General features: G+C 33.2%; 16 protein-coding genes. 3 read left to right on the forward strand and 13 right to left on the reverse strand.

The features are described 5' to 3' along the window. Positions 1-5: 5 nt before the first annotated feature. The 8 genes from murG to PY770_RS05290 all read right to left on the reverse strand — a co-directional run bounded on the left by murG (position 6) and on the right by PY770_RS05290 (position 7944). Positions 6-1112 (reverse strand): undecaprenyldiphospho-muramoylpentapeptide beta-N-acetylglucosaminyltransferase, encoded by a 1107-nt coding sequence (murG, locus tag PY770_RS05255; RefSeq protein WP_014082269.1) that lies wholly within the window; start codon positions 1110-1112, stop codon positions 6-8. A gap of 2 nt (positions 1113-1114) precedes the next feature. Continuing rightward, positions 1115-2488, reverse strand: a complete 1374-nt coding sequence (gene murD / locus PY770_RS05260; RefSeq protein WP_139562622.1) for a UDP-N-acetylmuramoyl-L-alanine--D-glutamate ligase — start codon at positions 2486-2488, stop codon at positions 1115-1117. Between the two features lie 19 nt (positions 2489-2507). Continuing rightward, positions 2508-3461, reverse strand: a complete 954-nt coding sequence (mraY, locus tag PY770_RS05265; protein ID WP_103428410.1) for a phospho-N-acetylmuramoyl-pentapeptide-transferase — start codon at positions 3459-3461, stop codon at positions 2508-2510. Positions 3462-3488: 27 nt separating this feature from the next. Then, positions 3489-5642, reverse strand: a complete 2154-nt coding sequence (locus tag PY770_RS05270) for a penicillin-binding transpeptidase domain-containing protein (RefSeq protein WP_139562621.1) — start codon at positions 5640-5642, stop codon at positions 3489-3491. After that, a complete protein-coding gene (locus PY770_RS05275) occupies positions 5639-6010 on the reverse strand; it encodes a hypothetical protein (protein ID WP_103428408.1) in 372 nt (123 codons plus the stop codon). The genes PY770_RS05270 and PY770_RS05275 overlap by 4 nt, the downstream gene beginning before the upstream one ends. Before the next feature lie 13 nt (positions 6011-6023). Next, on the reverse strand, positions 6024-6968 hold the full coding sequence (gene rsmH / locus PY770_RS05280) for a 16S rRNA (cytosine(1402)-N(4))-methyltransferase RsmH (RefSeq protein WP_056957551.1): 945 nt from the start codon (positions 6966-6968) through the stop codon (positions 6024-6026). Positions 6969-6983: 15 nt separating this feature from the next. Then, positions 6984-7409: a division/cell wall cluster transcriptional repressor MraZ gene (mraZ, locus tag PY770_RS05285; protein WP_014082275.1), complete on the reverse strand. Its 426-nt coding sequence runs from the start codon at positions 7407-7409 to the stop codon at positions 6984-6986. A gap of 145 nt (positions 7410-7554) precedes the next feature. Then, positions 7555-7944 carry a DUF3397 family protein gene (locus PY770_RS05290; RefSeq protein WP_103428407.1) on the reverse strand — a complete coding sequence of 130 codons (390 nt, stop codon included), beginning with the start codon at positions 7942-7944 and terminating at the stop codon, positions 7555-7557. An 84-nt stretch (positions 7945-8028) separates the two neighbouring features. Here PY770_RS05290 and PY770_RS05295 point away from each other — a divergent pair, with 84 nt between their 5' ends. Beyond that, positions 8029-8163 carry a DUF4044 domain-containing protein gene (locus PY770_RS05295; protein ID WP_225361439.1) on the forward strand — a complete coding sequence of 45 codons (135 nt, stop codon included), beginning with the start codon at positions 8029-8031 and terminating at the stop codon, positions 8161-8163. Positions 8164-8199: 36 nt separating this feature from the next. On the opposite strand, the gene PY770_RS05300 is transcribed toward PY770_RS05295, so the two are convergent. Both PY770_RS05300 and trmL read right to left on the reverse strand, forming a co-directional pair. Beyond that, on the reverse strand, positions 8200-10509 hold the full coding sequence (locus PY770_RS05300; protein WP_103428406.1) for a DNA translocase FtsK: 2310 nt from the start codon (positions 10507-10509) through the stop codon (positions 8200-8202). Positions 10510-10520: 11 nt separating this feature from the next. Then, on the reverse strand, positions 10521-11045 hold the full coding sequence (gene trmL / locus PY770_RS05305) for a tRNA (uridine(34)/cytosine(34)/5-carboxymethylaminomethyluridine(34)-2'-O)-methyltransferase TrmL (RefSeq protein WP_014082279.1): 525 nt from the start codon (positions 11043-11045) through the stop codon (positions 10521-10523). 130 nt (positions 11046-11175) lie between these two features. Here trmL and PY770_RS05310 point away from each other — a divergent pair, with 130 nt between their 5' ends. After that, complete coding sequence (locus tag PY770_RS05310) at positions 11176-11757, forward strand: copper homeostasis protein CutC (RefSeq protein WP_049777614.1); 582 nt, start codon at positions 11176-11178, stop codon at positions 11755-11757. A 30-nt stretch (positions 11758-11787) separates the two neighbouring features. Here the strand turns inward: PY770_RS05310 and PY770_RS05315 are convergent, their stop codons facing one another. Genes PY770_RS05315 through PY770_RS05325 form a run of 3 tightly spaced genes read right to left on the reverse strand, consistent with a single transcriptional unit; the run spans position 11788 to position 14099 of the window. Next, entirely contained in the window at positions 11788-12675 is an 888-nt protein-coding gene (locus PY770_RS05315; RefSeq protein WP_163600967.1) for an RluA family pseudouridine synthase, read from the reverse strand. Continuing rightward, positions 12668-13477 carry an NAD kinase gene (locus PY770_RS05320; RefSeq protein ID WP_163600966.1) on the reverse strand — a complete coding sequence of 270 codons (810 nt, stop codon included), beginning with the start codon at positions 13475-13477 and terminating at the stop codon, positions 12668-12670. The genes PY770_RS05315 and PY770_RS05320 overlap by 8 nt, the downstream gene beginning before the upstream one ends. Further along, the gene (locus PY770_RS05325; protein ID WP_014082282.1) at positions 13452-14099 is read right to left on the reverse strand and encodes a GTP pyrophosphokinase; all 648 of its coding nucleotides are present in this window, start codon (positions 14097-14099) and stop codon (positions 13452-13454) included. The genes PY770_RS05320 and PY770_RS05325 overlap by 26 nt, the downstream gene beginning before the upstream one ends. Before the next feature lie 163 nt (positions 14100-14262). Between PY770_RS05325 and PY770_RS05330 the strand changes: the two genes are divergently transcribed. Continuing rightward, positions 14263-14832: a DsbA family protein gene (locus PY770_RS05330; RefSeq protein WP_103428402.1), complete on the forward strand. Its 570-nt coding sequence runs from the start codon at positions 14263-14265 to the stop codon at positions 14830-14832. Positions 14833-14877: the final 45 nt, after the last annotated feature.

Consider the following 14877-nt stretch of genomic DNA (forward strand, 5'->3'; position numbering starts at 1 on the left):
CCTACTTATTTACGATGACTAGCAATGGCACTCTTACAAACCTGAAGTAGTTGATCTGCAGCATCAGTAACACCCATTTCTTTTGCATTGTCTGCCATTTCTTTACGACGCTTATCATCATTCATTAATAAATCGACCTTAGATACTAAAGAATCTCCATTTAAATCAGCTTCTGTTTCAATAATTGCGGCAGAGTTTTTAACTAAACTCATGGCATTTTTAGTTTGATGGTCAGCAGTAACATATGGACTAGGAATTAAAATCGAAGGAATTCCTAAAGCTGTGATTTCAGCTAAGCTTGTTGCCCCCGCTCTTCCAACAATTAAAGCCACTTTAGGAAGAACTGCTGGCATATTAGAGATGTATGGCAAAATTTTAATGTTTTCATTAACTTTAACGTCCTTCAAAGCAGTTTTAACACCATCAAAACGATTCTTACCAGTTACAAAAACAACTTGATAATTTTTGTCATCAAAAGCTGGAATGGCTTGTTCGGTTGCACTATTGATTTTTAGAGCACCTTGGCTACCGCCAAAAATTAGAACAGTTGGTACATTATCTTGTAAGCCAATTTCTGACCAAGAAAAATTGCTTTTAATCTTAGCAACTTGCTGGGCACGTGGATTCCCGGTAAAAACTACTTTTTCTTCTGGAAATTGTGCTTTTGCTTCATCAAATGCAATTCCAATCTTATCAACATAACGACTAAGAAATTTATTTGTCCAACCAACTACACTATTTTGTTCATGAATAACCGTTGGAATACCCATTTTAGCAGCAGCATACAAAACCGCTCCAGATACATAACCACCTGTTCCTACTACTACATCAGGCTTGAAATCTTTAATTATTTTCTTAGCTTTATGGACACTTTCTAAAAATAAGTAAATAGTCTTGAAGTTATACATTGTTAGCAATTTACGCTTAAAACCTTGAATTTTTAAGGGTTTAAACTTTAATCCTTTTTCAGGAACAATATTTTTTTCAAGTCCCCGTTCAGAACCGACATACAAGACATCCGCATTTTTATCTTGAGCTTGTAATGCCTCAACTAGTGATAAAGCTGGATAAATATGTCCTCCAGTTCCACCACCGGATACAATCATTTTCATGGTTATTCCTCCTTTTTACCGGTCAACTTTTCAACGTCCTTTATATATTGATCTCCACGAATTTCAAAACTTGGAAATTGGTCCCAACTTGCATTAGCTGGTGACAACAATACAATTTCACCTGGCTTACTCATTTCGTAAGCTACGGGAACTGCTTCATCAAGATTATCGACCACTTTAATTTGTGGAACTCCAGCTTTTTGAGCGCTATCTTTTAATAATTGAGCAGTTTCTCCAAATAGAACAATTCCATTCAAATGCTTTTTGAAATCTGGTTCTAACTTTTCAAAAGTATACCCTCGATCTAATCCACCAGCCAATAAAATGATTGGCTTTTTGAACCCTTCGATAGCCATTTGTGTTGCTTCAATATCAGTAGCTTTTGAATCATTGTAAAAATCGCGTCCATTTGATGAAAGCACAAACTGATTACGGTGCCGAACTCCACCAAAATTTTTAAGTACTTTTACGATTTCAGTTGCAGAAACTCCAGATAATCTTGCTACCGCAATTGCTGCTAAAGCATTTTCAACATTCTGTTCTCCTGGAATCCGAATGTCTTTGGCTTTCATAATGTATTCATCGCGAAAATATAACTTACCATCACGTTGATATGCGCCATCTTCATAATTACCTTTTACTGAAAAAGGAACGACCTTAGCTTTGCTACGTTTCGACAACTTACGCCATTCTTCACGATCAAAATTCATTACTAAATAATCATCCGCAGTTTGATTTTTTGTAATTTGCATTTTAGCATTAATGTAATTTTCTCGTGTTTTATGATAATCTAAATGATTTTCAAAAATATTAGTAATAACGGCAATATGGGGATGCAAAGTTATAATTCCTAAAAGCATAAAACTAGAAAGTTCCATAACAATTTCATCATTAGAAGTTGCTTTTTCGGCTACTTTAGTAGCTGAAATTCCAATATTTCCTGCTCTGTATGCCTTTCCTTTTTCATTTCCTGCATTTAGCATTTCAGCAATCATTGTAGTCGTCGTAGTTTTCCCATTACTACCAGTAACGCCGATCAACTTGGCATTGGCAATTTCACCAGCTAATTCAATTTCAACAATTACTGGAATCTTTTTATCTTCAGCGGCTTTAACTAAAGGAACGTCATAATTAATTCCTGGATTTTTTACCATTAAATCAACATTATCAAGCAATGATAACGGTGATTTTCCAGCAACAACTTTAACACCAGCCTTAACTAGTTCATCAAAATCAGCAATTTCAGATGCTGGTTTAGCATCTGTTAAAGTCACATTAGCACCTAGTTTAATCAATAATTTTGCTGCATTAGTACCACTTAGTCCAGCACCAAAAACTAACACATTTTTATCTTTATAATCATTAATTTGTTTCATTTTAAATTCTCCTGCGGAATTATAGCATTACATAAACACCGGTGATTGAGGTAAAAAGCCCAATCAACCAAAATACAATATCAATTTTCCATTCACTCCATCCACTCATTTCAAATGAATGATGAATTGGTGTCATTTTAAAAATTCGTTTTCCAGTTAAACGGTAATAAGAAACTTGAATCATCACACTAAGTGTTTCAACCACAAACATTAATCCAATCCAAACCAAGGATAATTCATGGTGAAGCATAATTGAAACAGCTGCTAAAATTGCCCCTAAAGCTAATGAACCCATATCACCCATGAAAATTTTGGCAGGTTTATGATTAAACAATAAGAATGCTAATAACGATCCAACGATTGCTAAACAAAATGCCATTACTTCATATTGAGATTGAGAATAAGCAACAACTGCATAGGCCGCAAATGAAATTGCTGATAACCCACTAGCTAAACCATCTAAACCATCAGTTAAGTTTACGGCATTTGAAAACCCAGTTAGCCAAAAAATTATGAATAAGATATATAGGAAGCCTAAATGCAAATCACTTCCAAAGACATTGATTGCCATTGGAAAACCATTTGCCCAATACACAAGTGCAAAAATCAATGAACCAAAGATTTGTAATGCAAATTTTTGCCACGCCTTAAAGCCGTCATTTTGGTGATTAAAAACTTTAATACTGTCATCCCACATTCCAATCAAACCGAAAAACAAGAAAACAAATAATAAAATCATTAAATTTGCATTTAAATCATGGAACATAACACCATAAGCAATTCCAATAATTAAGGTTGCTGTAATAAAACCTAGTCCTCCCATAGTAGGAGTGCCACCTTTACTCTTGTGCCAACTTAGTCCCTGAGTCCAAATAACTTGACCTTCCTTATGTGCTCTAAAGTACGAAATTAAAAATGGAGTAATACATAAAGTTAAAATAAACCCTCCAAGTAGAGGTAAAAGCCATTTCATAATTAAAAATTCCTTTCATATTTTGATTTAATTACTTAAATTAACATCTAATTGTGCATGCTCATCAAACTCATCATTTGCTTTAATACTTTGTGCAGTTACGTTTCCTTCACCATTAAACGATACTTTGATGTTGGTCAAGGATGCAAAGTCTTCCACTTCTTCACGAGACCATCCTGTTAAATCAGGCATTGTCATCCGACCATCAGTTAACAACATTACTCTTCGAGACAAGTCTTTTGGCGCTTCAGCTGATGGATTTTGTTTAACAACCGTATTTCCTTTTCCGATGACAACATTTTGAATTCCCTTAGAATTTAATTTATTTTGTGCTGCTGACACAGGATCTCCAGCTACTTTAGGAATTTTTGCGGTCTTTACTTTGGTAATTTTATTCTCCAACGCTTTTTTCATAACCACATTAAAATTATCACCCATTACTTTAGTTGTTGGGGTAGATATGTTTTGGGGTTGTTTCATTGTCACATACATAATATACCGCGGATGACTAGCTGGTACCATTTCGATTACTGAGTATAGATAACTAGAATTTCCATTACCATATTGACCACTACTATCAGTTACTTGAGCTGTACCGGTTTTAGCTGCTACTTTATAACCATCAATTTTAAAGTCTTGTCCAACTGCATATGGTTTATAAACCGCATCTTCCATATGTTTTCTTACTGAAATTGCTGTTGATGCTTTAATTGGATGACCAACAACCTTTTTAGAATATGACTTAACAACCTTTTTATTTTTTGAATCTGTTACTTTAGAGATAAATTGTGGTTGAATCATTTCACCATTATTAGCAATGGCCGTAAATCCTTGTAACATTTGTAAAGCTGTTACTTGAATCCCTTGTCCAAATGCAGTATTGGCCTGTTCAATTGGCTCTTTAAATTGAATTATTCCATGAGCTTGTTTATCAATTTGTGATGTATTATTTTTTAGTAATTGAAAACGGTTAATATATTTTTTCCAAGTACTTGCACCCATCAATTGTTCAACATGAGCCATGGCAACGTTACTTGACATAGCAAAACCTTGGTTAAATGAGATAATTCCCCAACCATTTGGATTCCAATCGGGAACAATTGCATCTCCAATTTGAAACTTACCAGATTGGTATGTAGCCTTCCCATTGTAGTGACCACTATCAATGGCTGAGGCAAGCGAAAAGACTTTCATAGTTGAACCTGGTTCATAAAGATCTTGGGTTAATGTATCTCGCCAAACATCCCCCAGTCCTTTACCAGTTTCTGGATTAAAAGTTGGTCGTTGTGAAGCTGCTACAATCTTTCCAGTTTTGGCATCCATTAAAATTGCATTCATACTTTTAGGGTTTGCTTCTTGTTGGGCCTTATTCATTTGATTTTCTAGCAACAACTGAAGACTAGGGTTAATTGTAGTATGAACATTATCTCCATTTTTAGCGGGGATTTCTTTGCTATCACCAGATGGAATTTTATATCCATAATTATCTTCTTGACTAGATTTAAATCCGTTTTTCCCTGTTAAAAATTTGTTAAACGATTGTTCAATACCCATTTGACCAACTAAATTATTTTGTTTCGTTTTAACATTCTGAATTAGCGACGCTAGTCCAACAATATGAGAAGCAAAAACACCGTTTGGATATAAACGAGCAGGTTTAGCAACAAAGTTTAAGCCCGTCAAATGATGGGCTTCAATTTTCTTCTTAGTCATCAAACCAATATTATTTCCAGCGTTACCAAACTCAACTTGAAAAGCTTTTTTATTTTTAGGGTTTAGTACCTTATATGCAGCATCATAAGAAACAGGTAAGTTTTCTGATAAAATCTTTGCTGTTTTCTTTTTATTCTGTACATATTCAGGTTTCCCAGAAGCACTTTTTTGTTTTTTACTAATTACAGCGTAAAGCGAATATGTGTTAGTATCCTCTGCCAAAGGATCATTGTTATTAGCAACAATCTTTCCACGTTGAGCTTGTATGATACTACTTTGGTTGTATAAAAGCTTCGTTTTATGAACTAAGTCAACTCCGTTTGCAGTTTTAAAAAGTGCTTTAGTCGAAAAAGAGCCGATAATCGCAACAAAGATTAAAGATACCGAAAACAAAAAGATTCTTCCAAAGTTTCTTCGATTTCTTGCGGCTTGTTGTTGATTATGCAGCTGATTTTGCTTATTTATCATCTTGTTACATCCCTTACGTTGGAATTGGCAATTGAAAGATTATCTTTTTTTACCACTCGATTAATAGCATCATTTTCCATTCCGTCTAATGTTTGGCTCATACTTTGATTTTCATCATTAAGCCGATTATTTTGTGATGTAATATTCTGTAAAGAACGTTGTGAAACGTTAATTGCATTTTTAGTTGAAACAATTGAAACAAGTAAAAAAAACGATACAAATACGCCAATTCCAATTAACATTTTTTCAAATACTGATAATGTTAATTGTCCATTTTCAATTGTAGTTACATTAGCCGGTTTTTGTTCGTGTGAAACTGTATATGTATGACTAGAAATTTCCTTTCTAGCTAGTCCACCTTGTGCCATAGCCTAAATCCCCCTATTTAATTCTTTCTATAATTCTTAATTTTGCACTATGTGATCGACGATTTTCTAATTGTTCACCTTCACTAGGTAAGATGGGCTTTTTTTGGACCATCTTAAAATGAGGTTGCATCTCTTCAGGAATCACGGGAATATTGGGCGGTAAATTTTCGATAGTTGTTTTTTCTTTAAACATTCTTTTAACTAACCGATCTTCCAAAGGTTGAAAAGTAATTACACTGATTCTTCCGTGAATTTTCAAACGGTCAATCGCTTGCTCTAAAGATTCTTCTAAAGCTCCTAGTTCATCATTAACAGCAATCCTAATTGCTTGAAAAACTTTTTTAGCTGGATTACCACCATGTCGTCTAGCAGCCGCTGGAATAGCATTTTTAATAATTTCGGCTAATTCAGTAGTAGTATTAATTGGTTGGTCAGCTCTAATTCTTTCGATGCTTCTAGCTACTTGTTTAGAAAATTTTTCTTCTCCATATCGGAAAAAAATTCTTACCAGTTGTTCATATGGCCATTCATTAACTACTTTCCAAGCATCAAGTTTTTGGCGTTGATCCATTCGCATATCTAAACGAGCATCTTTTTGATAACTAAATCCACGTTCAGCATCATCAAACTGAGGCGACGAAACTCCTAAATCATAAACAATTCCGTCAACTTCACTAACTCCTTGTTCGCTCAAGTCTTTGGCTAAATTACGAAAGTTATCATGAATAAAAGTTAATTCATTTTCAGCTAAATATTTTTTTAGATGTTCTTTATTGTATTCAATTGCGTGGTCATCTTGATCAAACGAATATAAATGACCATTGGTTAGATGGGAAAGCAATAAAGCACTATGTCCTCCTCCTCCCAGTGTACAGTCAACATAAATACCATCTGGTTTAACCTCTAATCCATCAATTGCCTCATTCAACATAACGGTAACATGATTAAATTCTGTCATTTTTTACCTCCTTTTCTAAAAATCTAATAAATTTTCTGCAATTTCATTAAAGTCATCTTGAGATTCTTCTGTATATGTATCCCACTTATCCGCATCCCAAATTTCAAAACGCGTTGATACACCAGTTAAAACGCAATTTTTAACTAATCCAGCATACTTAACAAGTGAAGAAGGGAGGTTAACTCGTCCTTGTTTATCAATTTCACATTCAGTTGCTGCCGAGAAAAATAAACGTGAAAAAGTTCTTGCATCTTTTTTATTAAATGGTAATTTATCAACTTCTGCTTGAACTTTTTCCCATTCTTCAGCGGAATATCCAAATAAACATCCATCCAAACCACGTGTTATAACAAAAACTTGACTTAATTGCTCCCGAAATTTAGCAGGAATGATGATTCTGCCTTTGGAGTCAATATTGTGACGATATTCACCCATAAACATGGCAGCATCACTTTCTTCCTAATAATAATTTTAGTCTACCACAATCTGTCACTTTGAACCACTTTTCCCCAACTTTTTACCACAAAAATAAAATTTATAAAAAAAAGGACATTGAGAACAAATTCTCAATGTCCTTAAAAGACTTCTACACTATGATTTTTATGGCAAAAGATAAAAAATAAAAAAACAACCAATAAAGATCGCCAAATCGCCAGAAGGCAATCAAATATTTTTTTAGAACTAATTCTCCCCTTGAAAAAATTAAATAAATGATCCAAATAATTCCAATAATCATCCAAATAAAAATTAATATGGGTAAAAATGTATTTCCTTGACCATTAATTGTTAAGATTGGAATAGCAATAATTGCAAAAACGGGAAAAAGATCAATTAATTTAACACGATTCAAATGCCGGTTATTCAACATCCTTTTTATAATGCTTAAAATTAAGCAACTAATGATTAATCCCAATAGTGGTTTACATTGGCTAGCAAATAATTCACTTAAAGTTTGTGGATATGAAATTAAACTCATAATTTACCTCATTTCATTCTCAATTAGATAGTTGCAATGTCTTAAATCCAAAGTTAAAATAAAGAATATTAGATAACGAAAGTGGTGTTAACTTTGACAAAATGGCGTGATAAAACAACTTTTCAAAAGATTTTATACATATTTGTATGGATTATGATTATTATTACTCTCTTAGGTGTGATTCTTGTATCTGCATCTGCTGTATTTGAAAATATGTAATAAAAAAGACTGGAGTTTATGCCCCAGTCTTTTTTATTAGGAATCACTTTTAGATTTCTGCTTATAGACTGGACGCGGTGTACTACCTCGTTGTTCACCAATATAACCTCGATTGTACATATCATCAATAATCCGTGCCGCACGATTATAACCAATTCTAAAACGTCTTTGTAACATAGACGTGCTGGCCTTATGTTCATCAATCACAAAATCCAGCGCCTCATCAAAAAGTTCATCTTTTTCTTCGTCATTTTCTTCTTGTTTCATTTCAGCATCTGTTACTACCATATTATCGTCGTAGTCTGGTTCACCTTCTGACTTAACAAAATCGACTACATTTTCGACATCTTGATCTGAAATAAAAGATCCTTGAATTCTGGTTGGTTTATTTTGATCAATTGGTTCAAAAAGCATATCACCCCGACCAAGTAATTTTTCAGCACCATTTGAATCAAGAATAGTTCTTGAATCTGTCCCGCTCGAAACAGCAAAGGCAATTCTAGATGGAACATTAGCTTTAATTAAACCAGTAATAACATCAACTGACGGACGTTGTGTTGCTAAAATCATGTGAACACCAGCTGCTCGTCCCATTTGTGCCAAACGAATAATAGCTGTTTCAACTTCATTAGAAACTGTCATCATTAAATCAGCTAATTCATCAACTACAACAACTATATAGGGTAATGTAGGAATATCTGTTCCATTTTTTGCATTTTCTTCTTTTACAAATTCATTATAAGTATCAATTTTTCGTTGACCAGTTTTAGCAAATAATTCATAACGTTTTTCCATTTCTTCCACAACTTTGTTTAACGCACGAGCTGCCTTCTTTGGTTCCGAAACAACTGGTGAAAGTAAGTGTGGAATCCCGTTATAAACTCCTAGTTCTACCTTTTTAGGGTCAATCAACATTAATTTAACTTGATTAGGGGTTGCTTTAAGCAAAATACTCGTTAAAATTCCATTTATTGCAACTGATTTACCACTTCCAGTTGAACCAGCAATTAATAAATGAGGCATTTTAGTAATATCACAAGAAATAACATTTCCATTAACATCTTTTCCTAGTGGAACACTTAAAACTTTTTCCATGCCTTTTTTATCTTGTGATTCAAACGTATCACGGAAAGAAACCATTGATATTTCACGATTAGGAACTTCAATTCCAATTAACGATTTTCCTGGAATGGGAGCTTCAATTCGAATATCTTTAGCTGCTAATGCAAGGGCTAAATCATCGCTCAAATTAACAATTTTACTAACTTTTACCCCAATTGCTGGGTGTAATTCGTATTCTGTAACTGACGGACCTAAGCTTACATTTTTAACTTCAGCATCAACACCAAAACTCTTCAAAGTTTTTTGCAAAATTTCCATATTTTTATCAATTGCTTTGATTTCTTTAGTTTGATCAGTTTGTGGAATTTGTGCTAATAAATCAGTTGAAGGTAACTCATAATCACCATCACTTGCTTGAATCTGTCTTTGAAAACCTTTTGTATTAGTTTGATTTTCGCTAGCCATGTTGATACTTGGTTTACTTTTTTCCACTTTGTTAGGATGCGGCTTAATTTCGCTCCTATTTTCTTCATCAGATTGAATTTTTTCAGAATCTTTTTCATCATTAAAAGTTGGTTGAATTGTTTTACCAATTTTGTTAGTAGATTTACTTTGATTAGTAACTTGCTTTTGTAGTTTTCGACGTTGGTTTTTAGCATTAATTGCAGCAATCCATTTTTTTGAGATATTAATAATTGATTTTGCCCAAGTTCCAACCGGAATTTTAAAGAATACAATCGTACCAGTTAACATTAATAAAATCGATAAACCAACAGCACCAGGAAACGAGATTAAAGTATCAAAAAGCTGTAATAATCCTGCACCAATCATACCCCCACCAACATTGGTAATCGTTGTACTACGAGAAAAATCGTCCATAATGGTTTGCCAAGTGATATTAATGAACTGATACTTTTGTCCTAAAATATTAAACATCATAGCTGATGCAAACAAAAGATAACCCACTAATCCAACAAGGACACCCCAAATAAAATGATCTTTAATTTTAGGCAAAGGACGCTCAACAAATAGAAACCCACCAACAATCGCTAATAAAACCCAAATTAACCGATACGCATTCCCAAATGGAATTCTAATTAAATTAGCAAACAAATTCCCAATTAAGCCGAAATTAAAGAACGCTAATGCACCAATTAAACCCAAAATTAATCCAATAAAATTGACTTTATTTTCTAATAAAAATTTAAATGAGCGATGAAAAAAACCTTCTTTTTTCTTTTTTCTACTTCTTGGTTTTCTCTTTGTTTTTCTTCTAGTCGCCAAAAAAATTCTCCTTACTTTTTAAATTCAGATAGTTTATCGTGTTCATAATTATGAACTTTATTGAGCCCCGCAAAATTTTGTTGACGTAATGCTTCATAAATCACAATTGCTGCACTATTAGAAAGATTGAGTGCTCGGATATGTGAATCGTCTTGTGGAATTCGAATTGCTTGTTGAGCATATTTTTGTTCAAATTTCTCTGGAAGACCAGTAGTTTCTTTACCAAATAAGAAATATCTATCTTCTTTAACATCAGAATAATCATGATCTGTATAATTAAATTTTCCAAATTTTGAAACTAAAAATAAGTTTTGCTTATTTTCAACGGTCTCTAAAAATTCTGGTAAGCTCTCATGATAATTAATTTCTACTTTATCCCAATAATCTAGACCAGCACGTTTTAAATGTTTGTCATCAATGGTAAACCCTAAGGGCTTAATTAAATCTAAAACAGTATCAGTCCCCGCACACGTTCTAGCAATATTACCTGTATTAGCGGGCATAAGGGGTTCAAATAAAGCGATATGATTTGTCATCTTGTTTCTCCAATTCTTTTGTTTTGGTAAACTTTAACACTTAATTATACCATGTTGCTTAAATTTAAATTTTACAATCTCTGAATTATAGTACAAAAATCAGTATAATGAACTTATTGGAGGGATTCAAATGACTTATATTGAACCATTAGTAGATTGTTTTCGTGATGTTCCAACTGCTACAAAACAAACTAAAGTACGAATTGCTTTAGCAAATAAAAAAATGACACCTAGTCGGGGTTTAATTGCCGCTTCAGTCACTTACACTCATGAACACCAAGTAAGTTTAGATGTTTTTGTAAATGCTAACTGCACAAGTAGCATATTTAACGATTCTGAAATAAAATTAATGGAAGATGATTTATTTCAATGCCAGGAACTTGGTGTAGACGGTGTGATTATTGGTGCAACAACCGCTGACCACAAAATTGATGAAGAAGCCATGGATATTTTAATTGGCGCATCAGACGGAATGGAAATGTTCTTTTCTCCTGCTTTCGCTGACATTGACGAAAAAGATTGGGATAAAAGCATTGCGTGGTTGATTGACCATAATTTCACTGGAATTGTAGCTAATCAAAATTTAAGTGCACTAAACCAGCACTTGCTAAAAGAAAATTCTCTTCGCTTAATACCTTTAACTAAAGGGGCCAAAGATTTAGCCGAAGTTGAAGCAGAATTTAAACCATTTATTTGCATTAACCAAAAATAAAAAAATGAGTGATTAGAAATTAATTTCTAATCACTCATTTTTTATTAGATCATTAAAATAGCTTGGGATTGGAGCTTTGACTTTAATCTCGATTCCATCTAAAGCATCCCAAAATTCTAATTGGTAGCTGTGTAGGGCTTGATGATCTAACACATCAGTTTCCTTTCCATATAGCCAATCCCCAATTAACGGATAACCAATGGTAGCAAAATGGACGCGAATTTGATGAGTTCTTCCCGTATGGAGTCTTATTTTAACTAAGGAATATTGATCATTAGTTTTATACTTCCAAAATTCCGTATCAGAAACTTTTCCGCCATCAATAACCATTCGTTCTAAAAATGAATCTGGCTTGCGCCCAATTGGTAATTTAATGCTGGCATGTTGATAAGGAATTCTTCCAACCAAGCCTGCAATGTAGCTCTTTTTAATTCGATGATTTTTGAATTCTTTGTCTAGAATGGAGTGGGCCAAACTATTTTTAGCAAAAATAACCGGCCCACTAGTTCCTCGATCTAATCGATTGACTACGTGAATTTTTCGACTTGGATAATCTTTACGCAAATAATATCCTAAAACTCGATTTACCATTGTGTCATTTGGATAAAGATGTGATGGAACAGTAGCCACATTCACTGGTTTATTAACAATTAAATAATTATCATTTTCAAATAAAATATCGATTGGCAAATTAGAAACATTGAGAATCTCATTTTGTGGTTCTGGAGGTAAAATAATTTCTATCTGATCACCATCTTCCAACATGTGATTAGTGTATACATTTTCACCATTAACTAAAGTTTGCCCACCATGAAATTTAATTCGTTTTAATAAGGTCCGGGTAACTCCTTTGTTTAGCAAAAAAGTCCGCAACTTTAAGCGATTAATATTCTCATTAGTCCATTTAAAACTAATCATTTAAATTATCACCAATAAATGAATTATTTACTCTTTCCCAGAAATGTGTATGCCGATATTTAGCAAAGTAAATTCGCCGTTTGGAAATCTTGTAAGTAATTGATTTAATTGGTCGATCCATAACCAAAAGTTGATCACAAGTCAGAACATTGTGAAGTGAAACTTGTGGGACAATCGTAATTGATTCAGTGGGGGGAATAATAATTGGTGATCCAATTGTTCGAAAAACCCGATTATTAATTGAAGCCATCTCAGCCATTTGAACCGCATTAAATTTTGGTGAAATAATTGCACCACCAACTGATTTGTTGTAGGCAGTTGACCCAGTAGGCGTTGAAATACAAAGACCATCACCACGAAAACTTTCAAATAAATAGTCCTTGATATAGACCTTAGCAACCATCGTACCAAACATTTTTTTAATCGTTGATTCGTTTAAGGCTACCATATAGTCTGGTTTGCCTTCGTCTGAATAATTAACCTCAATATCTAACAAAGGATAACTGACACTCTGACCGTTATCGTGTTCAAGACTTTCAACTAATTGTTGGACTTCATTATCGCGCCAATCAGTATAAAATCCAAGGTGTCCAGTATGGATTCCAACAAATCGAACTTTTTCCGTCATATCATCATAATGGTGAAAAGCAGATAGTAAAGTCCCATCTCCACCAACTGAAATAACCACTTCTGGGTTGAGTTCATCCAATTCTAAAATTTTAGAATCATTCACGAGTTTTGATAACTCAGATGCTACTTTACTTGATGTTGGTTTATCATTTCCGTAAATTGCAATTCTCATTCTTTTTACCCTCTTGTTGATGCCGTTTAGCATCCTTTATTAATTCTTTTCTAATCTCTGACATTTCTTCATCAAGTTCGAATGCTGTTTCAGATGCTTCTTGAAGTCGTTTATGCACATTTTCTGGAAATACATCAGGATGTTTGTAATTTAATGAATGTTCAAGTGTTGCCCAAAAATTCATTGCTAATGTTCTAATTTGAATTTCAACTAAAATATTATGTTGTCCATCTAATAATTCAATCGGATATTTAAAAACAATATGATAAGAACGATAACCACTTTTCTTTTCATTATTAACGTAATCTCGTTCTTCTAAGATATCAATATCATTTCGTTTTCTTAAAATATCGACCACGGTATAAATATCATCCAGAAATGGACACATAATTCGGAGTCCACAGATATCTTCCATATCCTCTGTTAGGCGTTCTGGCTCAATGTTACGACGCACCATTTTCTCTTTAATACTATCAATTGCTTTAATTCGACTGGTTACAAATTCAATTGGTGAATGTTCATCCATTAATTGAAACTCTTCGCGAATTCCTCTTAATTTTATTTTCCATTCTTTCGCGGCTTGATTATATGGAAATAAAAACAGATTCCAATCTTTAATCATAAACACACCTCATTTCGGCTAATATTATATAATATTAATCATATCATATATAATAATACGTTATTTTAAGAAAATGCATGCTAATTCTTTGAAATTATCTAATAATTTGTTAATCTATATTATGCATGAAACTTATAATACTTATGATAAGGAGGAATAATTGATGTTTGAAGTTTACTTATTCGTTCACCCAGCTTGTTTAAAATGTTTGGATTCTGAACGAGAAGTAACGAAGGTTACTGAAAAACTTAATTGTAAGGTTTGTCTTAGATTTATTCCCTTTATCAGTCTCGGCTCTATCAATGAAGCCAATCTACTTCATATTGACTCTTATCAAATGACGATTGATTATAAAGCTGCACTTTACCAAGGGTGCAAAAAGGGTCGTCAGTTTTTACAATTAATTCAAGAATTAACCTTAGTTAAAAAAAGAAATTATAACGACGAATTAGCTTACCATGCCGCTTTAGCTGTTAATTTAGACTTAGATATGTTTAAAGAAGATCGGCTCTCTTCAATGGTTAAAGAAAATGTAAGTTCTGATCAAAGATTAGTGCAAGAAATGGGCATTACTAATCATGATAGTTTAGTAATGTTTGATTGTAATTCTAGTGAGCATGGAGTACTAGTTGAAAAAATCAATAATTCTCAATTAAAAGAATTATTCAGTGATGTTGTAAATCGTAACTCATTTTATAATTTAAAAACATTACCAAATTTGCGAGTTTTATAAAAACAGTAATTACATAAAAAACAAAATCCCGGTAATAATCACAAT

The sequence above is a fragment of the Fructilactobacillus sanfranciscensis genome, assembly GCF_029023685.1.
Classification (GTDB): domain Bacteria; phylum Bacillota; class Bacilli; order Lactobacillales; family Lactobacillaceae; genus Fructilactobacillus; species Fructilactobacillus sanfranciscensis.